The sequence below is a fragment of the Amycolatopsis circi genome (genome assembly GCF_003385235.1).
Taxonomy (GTDB): Bacteria; Actinomycetota; Actinomycetes; order Mycobacteriales; family Pseudonocardiaceae; genus Amycolatopsis; species Amycolatopsis circi.
Map to the genome: position 1 here is coordinate 1 of NZ_PQIA01000250.1, position 5819 is coordinate 5819.

Consider the following 5819-nt stretch of genomic DNA (forward strand, 5'->3'; position numbering starts at 1 on the left):
ACTCCCTCCCCAGCCCCGCGAGCGAACCGCACCGGAACCGCCCCGGCGCCTCGTTCCGACGGGACCCACCCGCCCCCGGACGGCACCCTCACCCTCGGCGCCGAAACCGGCTCCGGCAAGCCCATCCGGATAGCACTTTCCGCCCTCCGCAAGCACGCCGCGGTCTTCGCCGGTTCCGGATCGGGAAAAACCGTGCTCCTGCGCCGGATAGTCGAGGAATGCGCGCTGCACGGCGTGTCGTCCATCGTGCTCGACCCGAACAACGACCTCGCCCGCCTCGGCGACGCGTGGCCGAGTCCGCCCAGCGGCTGGGGGCCGGAAGACGCCCAGCTCGCCGAGCGATACCTCGCAGGCACCGACGTCGTCGTGTGGACACCGGGCCGAGCCACCGGGCGGCCGCTCGGGTTTGAGCCGTTGCCGGATTTCGGGGGAGTGCTCGACGACGAGGACGAGTTCTCCGCGGCGGTCGAGGTAGCGGTGGCCGCCCTCGCGCCGCAGGCTCGGCTCACCGGCAGCACCGCGAAGGCCGACATCGGCTTGGCCGTGCTGCGGCAGACGATCGTGCACCACGCGCGCACCGGGTCGCGAAGCCTGCCGGAGCTGATCGACCTCCTCGAAGATCTCCCCGAGGGCGTCACGAATCTCAACGGCGGCCGAAAAATCGCCGCCGAAGTCGCCGAACTGCTCAAGGCCGCGATGGTGAACGACCCGTTGTTCGCCGGAACCGGAACCCCGGTCGATCCGGCGTTGCTGCTCACTCCGGCGGACGGCAAGCGGGCGCGGATTTCGGTGATCAGCTTCGCCGGGCTTCCGTCGGAGGCCCAGCGGCAGAGTTTTGTGAACCAGCTGCAGATGGAGCTGTTCGCGTGGATCAAGCGGAATCCGGCGGGGGACCGGCCGCTGGGCGCGCTGTTCGTGATGGACGAGGCGCAGACGCTCGCGGCGTCCGGCTCGCTCACCGCGAGCGCGCGCAGCACGATCGTGCTGGCCGCGCAGGCCCGGAAGTACGGGCTGGGGCTGCTGTTCGCGACGCAGGCGCCGAAAGGCCTGCACAACCAGATCGCCGGCAACGCGACGACGCAGTTCTTCGGGCGGCTCAACAGTCCGGCGCAGATCGCCGCGGCGAACGAGATGGCGCGGGCGAAGGGGAGTCCGGTGGCGGACATCTCACGGCTGGAACGGGCCCAGTTCTACGTGTCCGGCGAGGCGTTCGGGTTCCGGCGGGTGTCGACGCCGCTGTGCCTGAGCCACCACCCGGCGAGCCCGCTGCGCCTCGAGGAGGTGCTCGCGCGGGCCAGGAACGGGGAGGGAGAAGGGGAGGGGTAGGAGCGGCCCGGACCCGGGGATCCGTCCGGGTCCGGGCCGTCCTCCGGTCACACGCCGGCGACCGACTGGATCCAGTCGCGGTACTGGGTGACGTTGATGTAGGCGGTGTAGGACTGGCGGTCGCTGGTGGAGGCGACGCCGACCTGCTTGCCGTTCGCGTACATCGGGCCGCCGGAGTCGCCGCCGGCGGTGATGCCGTCGCCGCGGTTCGCGCACACCGAGACTCCGGCCGCGCCGTCCGGGCAGTCGACCGAGGTGACCGAGACGTTCGCCACCTTCAGCACCTGCGACTGGCAGTTGATCTCCGGCTGGTCGGTGCAGGTCGCGCCCCAGCCGTAGACCTGCGCGGTGTCGCCGACGTTGACGTCGCTCGCGGTGCCGAGCGGCGCGTACTCGGTCTGCACCTTCTGGTCGATCTGGACCAGCGAGATGTCGGCGTCAGGGGAATCGTGCACCGAGGTCGCGGAGACCTCGGTGCCCTGGGTCTGGTCGAGGCTGCCGACGTGGAAGGTGATCTGCTTGCCGCCCGCGCCCTGGGTGCAGTGCCGGGCGGTGAGGATCCAGTCGGGCGCGACGATCGTGGCGGAACAGAGTTCCTGGCCGCCGGCGAACATCCGGGCGGCGGCGTGCAGGGAGTCGGCGGTGCTGCCGTCGATGATGGCGGGCTGGGCGGGAGCGGCCGCGGCGGGGGAGGCCGCGGCGACGGCGGCGAAAGCCAGGCCGGACAGGACTGCGGCGGTACGCGCGATTCGCACGGGTGATCATCTCCGGTGGGTGCGGGGAGTGGTAGTCAGGTACTGACCCACCGTCGTGAATGTCGGTAAATGACGGAACCCGCCGAAGGTCGGGCTGACACAGTTCCCGACTTTCGTCGTGGGACAAGCGGACCAGTCCCCGTTCGCGGGACGCGGAAGCGGACTGTGAGCGCGGTCACGAGGCCATCAGGTCCAGAATGGTGTCGGGTGGACGAGCGGGCGCGACGGGCCCCGCCTGGACAGGGAGCGCAGCACGCGGATGGAAGCCGGCTCACAGGGATCGGCACGGCTGAAGTCGTCGTACCGCTACGACGACCTCGACGTGCTCACGCTGCTGCTGGCGGGGGAACTCGACGCGGGCACCGCGCTGGTGGTGGTGCGCGCGGTGACGTTCGCGCTGGCCAAACGCCCGATGGCGCTGGTGCTGGACCTGACCGGGCTGACCGAGCTGAGCGACGCGGGCATCCACGTCCTGCGGGCCGCGCAGGACCGCGCGGCCGCGGAGGGCGTGGTGCTGCGGCTGCTCGCGCACCCCTCCGGCGCGGCGGGCCGCCGGCTCGCCGAAACCGGCATGACCGGCGTGTTCGACATCTACCCGGACCGAACGGCCGTCCGCGTGGAGACCGACCGGATCGCGTTCCTGCGCCGGATGAAACGGCGCCTCGACGCGGGCTGAGCCGGTCCGGATCCGGGCGTTTCGGGCCTGCCCGAACCGGCGAGGTGGCCCGAGCGGGTGAACTTCCCGGACTTTTTCGCGAGTGGTCCATACCAGTGCGGCGATGTTGCGAGTTCACGCGAGCAGCGCTTCGGCCAGCCCTTGCTCCTTGATCGAGTCCCGCAGTTTCGCCAGCGCGCGGCATTGCGTCACCCGGACGTTGCCCGCCGAGATTCCCAGCGCCTTCGCGGTTTCGGCCGACGTCAGGCCGACGACCACGCGCAGCGTCAGGATTTCCTGTTGCAGCTTCGGCATCCCGGCCAGCAGCCGGCTCAGCGACGCGCCGAGGTCGGCGGTCAGCGTGTGCGATTCCGGGCCCTCGCGCAGATCCGGGTTCTCCGGGACGTCGGACACCGGCCGCGAGCGGTCGCGCGACACGGCGCGGAAGGCGTCCGCCACCTTGTTCGCCGCGATCGCGCGCACCAGGTGCAGGAATGAACCGCCGCGGTCCTCGTAGCCCGGCACCGCCTGCAGGACCGCGATGCACACTTCCTGCGCGACGTCGTCGGCCGACAGGTACGACAGGTCGCGTCCGCCGAGGCGGGCCCGGCAGTAGCGCGCGATCACCGGTTTCAGCAGCGCCAGCAGTTCCGGAGCCGCGCCGGGGACGCCGTCGCGGGCCGCGCGGACCACGGTTTCCAGGCGCTCGGCCAGTCCGGACGGGCGCGGCAGCGCGGCGAGCGGGACGTAGCCTTCGACCGGTTCGGACACGGTGGCGGTGGGCATAGGGGTCGTTCCTTTCGTACGGGCGGCCGCGGTGGTCTCGCCCGCTCGATCCGGGAGTCGGCGGCCCGGCTCCGGATGTTGCGCCCGGGCGGGTGTTGTCCAGCTTCTGTCCGTTGCGCGGCAACGAGTTCCGCGCGGATCTGGACAGATCTTGGACAGGTTCGGCCCGCGGGTAGCGCGTCCGGGCGCGACGGCGATCCCGGTGCGGTCGGAGAGTTGCCGCGAGCGGGAAGGGGAACTGCGATGATCACGCACTGACCGGAGCCGCGGGCCCGGTCGGCGAGGTTCAGCCGGCCGGGCTCCACCGGATGCCGTAGGCGAAGCCGGGCGCGAGATGGTCGAACCGCAGGTGCGCCTCGCCCGATCCGTCCAGGCGCACCACGTCGCCGCGTGCGCCCGGATCGCGTGAGTCGTCTTGGAACACGCGGTCCAGCCGCACGATTTCGGCCGGCGGCGCGGCCGGGAAGCGCGCGTGCAGGTCGAACCGGTCGACCGGATGCCGGGGCACGCACACGTAGTGCGGATGCCGGAATTCCGCGCGGAACCGCAGCGCGAGGTCGTGCGTTTTCCCGCGCGGCAGCGGATCGGCCAGCTGCAGCGCCAGCCCGACCCGGTCGTTCGACTCCATCGCGCGGCGGACCAGCGTGCCGCCGTGGAAGACGTCGACGTCCAGATCGCTTTCCCGCACCGGCCCGGCGGTCGCGGACGTGGTGGTGAGGGTGAGCGCGAGGTCCAGTTCGGCGATCTCGTCGGCGTCGGCGACGATCCGCCGGAACTCGAACACCTCGGGCCGGTCTTGGTCCAGCGCAAGGGAGACGCGCAGCAGTTCGGTGTGCCAGCTGGCATCGGGCGCGGCCTGTCCGCCGCCCTCGCGCGGGCCGGCGAGCGCGAGCTGCGCGACGTGCTCGATGCCCTCGTCGATGCGCCGCCGGATCGTGCGGTCGTCGCGGTCCAGCTCGCGCGCCGCCCAGTGCACCCGCTCCTGGTAGAACGGCTTGCGCGCCGGTTCGTGCATCGCGAACGCCGCGAGCACGGCGATGCGGAGGTCCTCCGGGAGCGTCTTGGCCAGCGGTTCCAGCACGTGCGCGAGCCGGTCGCGGATCTCGACGTTTTCCGCGTTGTCGGGAATCCCGCACACCTCGCGCAGGACCGGGCCGACCCGAATCCCGAGCGGAGTGGTGAATACGCCGCGCCCCTTCCGGAGGACTTTCAATTCCGCGACCAAGTCCGCCGCGTTCGGTTCCACCCGTTCCTCCCTCGCGTCTCCCCGCCCGCAGCCACTGTTCCGCAATGCGGGCGCCGATGTCCAGCCTTGTCCGGCGCCGACGCACGGACTGTGACCGGAATGATTTCCCTTTCCCGTGTCCGGTTGGTACGACCGGGTTTATCCGCCCCCGAAATTCGCTCGGATGGCGCCTTCCCGAAACGGCGGGTGACTGCTTCCTATTGTCTCCGTCCGGTCCGGGCGGCTCGTCCGTGCCGTTGGCGGACGGTCAGCCGGCTCGCGATCTCGTGAGCCGAGCCTGCCGTGCGGGCCGGCCTGCCTCGTGGAAGCCGAATGCCTTTCATCGCGCTCCCGGCGGCCCGGCGGGCCCGCCTAATGTGCCTCGTGTTCCCCGTTCACGCGATTAAGGCGGAAACAGGAAACTCCTTCCCTGATTACCGCATGACCACGCATTCTCGGGACGAGCCGCCGATCAGGCGGGCGGAAAATCCGCTGAAGGAGCTGTCGTGAAGGTCATCTGTTCGTTTTCCCTGCTGGTGCGCGCCGCGTTGTGGCTCGCCGGGGTCGCGCTCGTGTCCGGACTCGCTCTCGGCCAGCCGGGCGGGCCCGCGCCGGTCGCGCCGCCGGTTTCGGTGCGGACCGCGCCGTGACAAAACCACGGCCCGGCGTCTGCCGGATCGTCATACTGGGAGCGAGAAGAGGGTGGAGGCGGATGACGGCGCGCGCGACGTTCGGGGCGGAACTGCGGCGGCTGCGCATTTCGGCCGGGCTGTCGCTCGCCGAGTTGGCCGGACGGGTGCACTACAGCAAGGGGTATCTGAGCAAAGTCGAAACCGGCCTTGCCGCGCCGAATTCCGCACTCGCGGCATTGTGTGAGACCGAATTCGGCACTCCTGGAGCACTTTCCACCCTGATTCCCACGGAAACCGGCAAACGCCGGACCCGGCCGGACGTCCGCCCGTCCGGCCTCCCTCCGGTGACCGCCGACTTCACCGGCCGTGACGAGGAAACCCGAGCCGTGCGCGAGATCCTCGAGTCCGACGGCGGCGTCTGCGTCGTTTCGGGGATGGGC

Annotated in this window: 7 protein-coding genes; 4 read left to right on the top strand and 3 right to left on the bottom strand. The window is 71.0% G+C overall.

Translation table 11 applies throughout. The features are described 5' to 3' along the window. Nucleotides 1-1326, top strand: a 1326-nt coding sequence (locus tag D0D37_RS45575) for an ATP-binding protein (RefSeq protein ID WP_162834801.1), incomplete at its 5' end; no start/stop codon positions are given. Between the two features lie 47 nt (nucleotides 1327-1373). Here the strand turns inward: D0D37_RS45575 and D0D37_RS45580 are convergent. After that, nucleotides 1374-2081 carry a S1 family peptidase gene (locus tag D0D37_RS45580; RefSeq protein WP_116206779.1) on the bottom strand — a complete coding sequence of 236 codons (708 nt, stop codon included), beginning with the start codon at nucleotides 2079-2081 and terminating at the stop codon, nucleotides 1374-1376. Between the two features lie 259 nt (nucleotides 2082-2340). Between D0D37_RS45580 and D0D37_RS45585 the strand changes: the two genes are divergently transcribed. Next, nucleotides 2341-2757 carry an STAS domain-containing protein gene (locus tag D0D37_RS45585; protein ID WP_116206780.1) on the top strand — a complete coding sequence of 139 codons (417 nt, stop codon included), beginning with the start codon at nucleotides 2341-2343 and terminating at the stop codon, nucleotides 2755-2757. Nucleotides 2758-2871: 114 nt separating this feature from the next. On the opposite strand, the gene shbA is transcribed toward D0D37_RS45585, so the two are convergent. After that, nucleotides 2872-3522, bottom strand: coding sequence for an RNA polymerase sigma factor ShbA (gene shbA, locus D0D37_RS45590; protein ID WP_208720571.1), 651 nt, complete (start codon nucleotides 3520-3522; stop codon nucleotides 2872-2874). A 286-nt stretch (nucleotides 3523-3808) separates the two neighbouring features. Then, nucleotides 3809-4768: a hypothetical protein gene (locus tag D0D37_RS45595; protein WP_116206781.1), complete on the bottom strand. Its 960-nt coding sequence runs from the start codon at nucleotides 4766-4768 to the stop codon at nucleotides 3809-3811. Between the two features lie 485 nt (nucleotides 4769-5253). Between D0D37_RS45595 and D0D37_RS47060 the strand changes: the two genes are divergently transcribed. Together D0D37_RS47060 and D0D37_RS45600 are read left to right on the top strand one after the other, a co-directional pair. Beyond that, nucleotides 5254-5397: a hypothetical protein gene (locus D0D37_RS47060; protein ID WP_162834802.1), complete on the top strand. Its 144-nt coding sequence runs from the start codon at nucleotides 5254-5256 to the stop codon at nucleotides 5395-5397. Nucleotides 5398-5459: 62 nt separating this feature from the next. After that, the coding region (locus D0D37_RS45600) for a helix-turn-helix domain-containing protein (protein ID WP_162834803.1) at nucleotides 5460-5819 on the top strand (360 nt) is incomplete at its 3' end.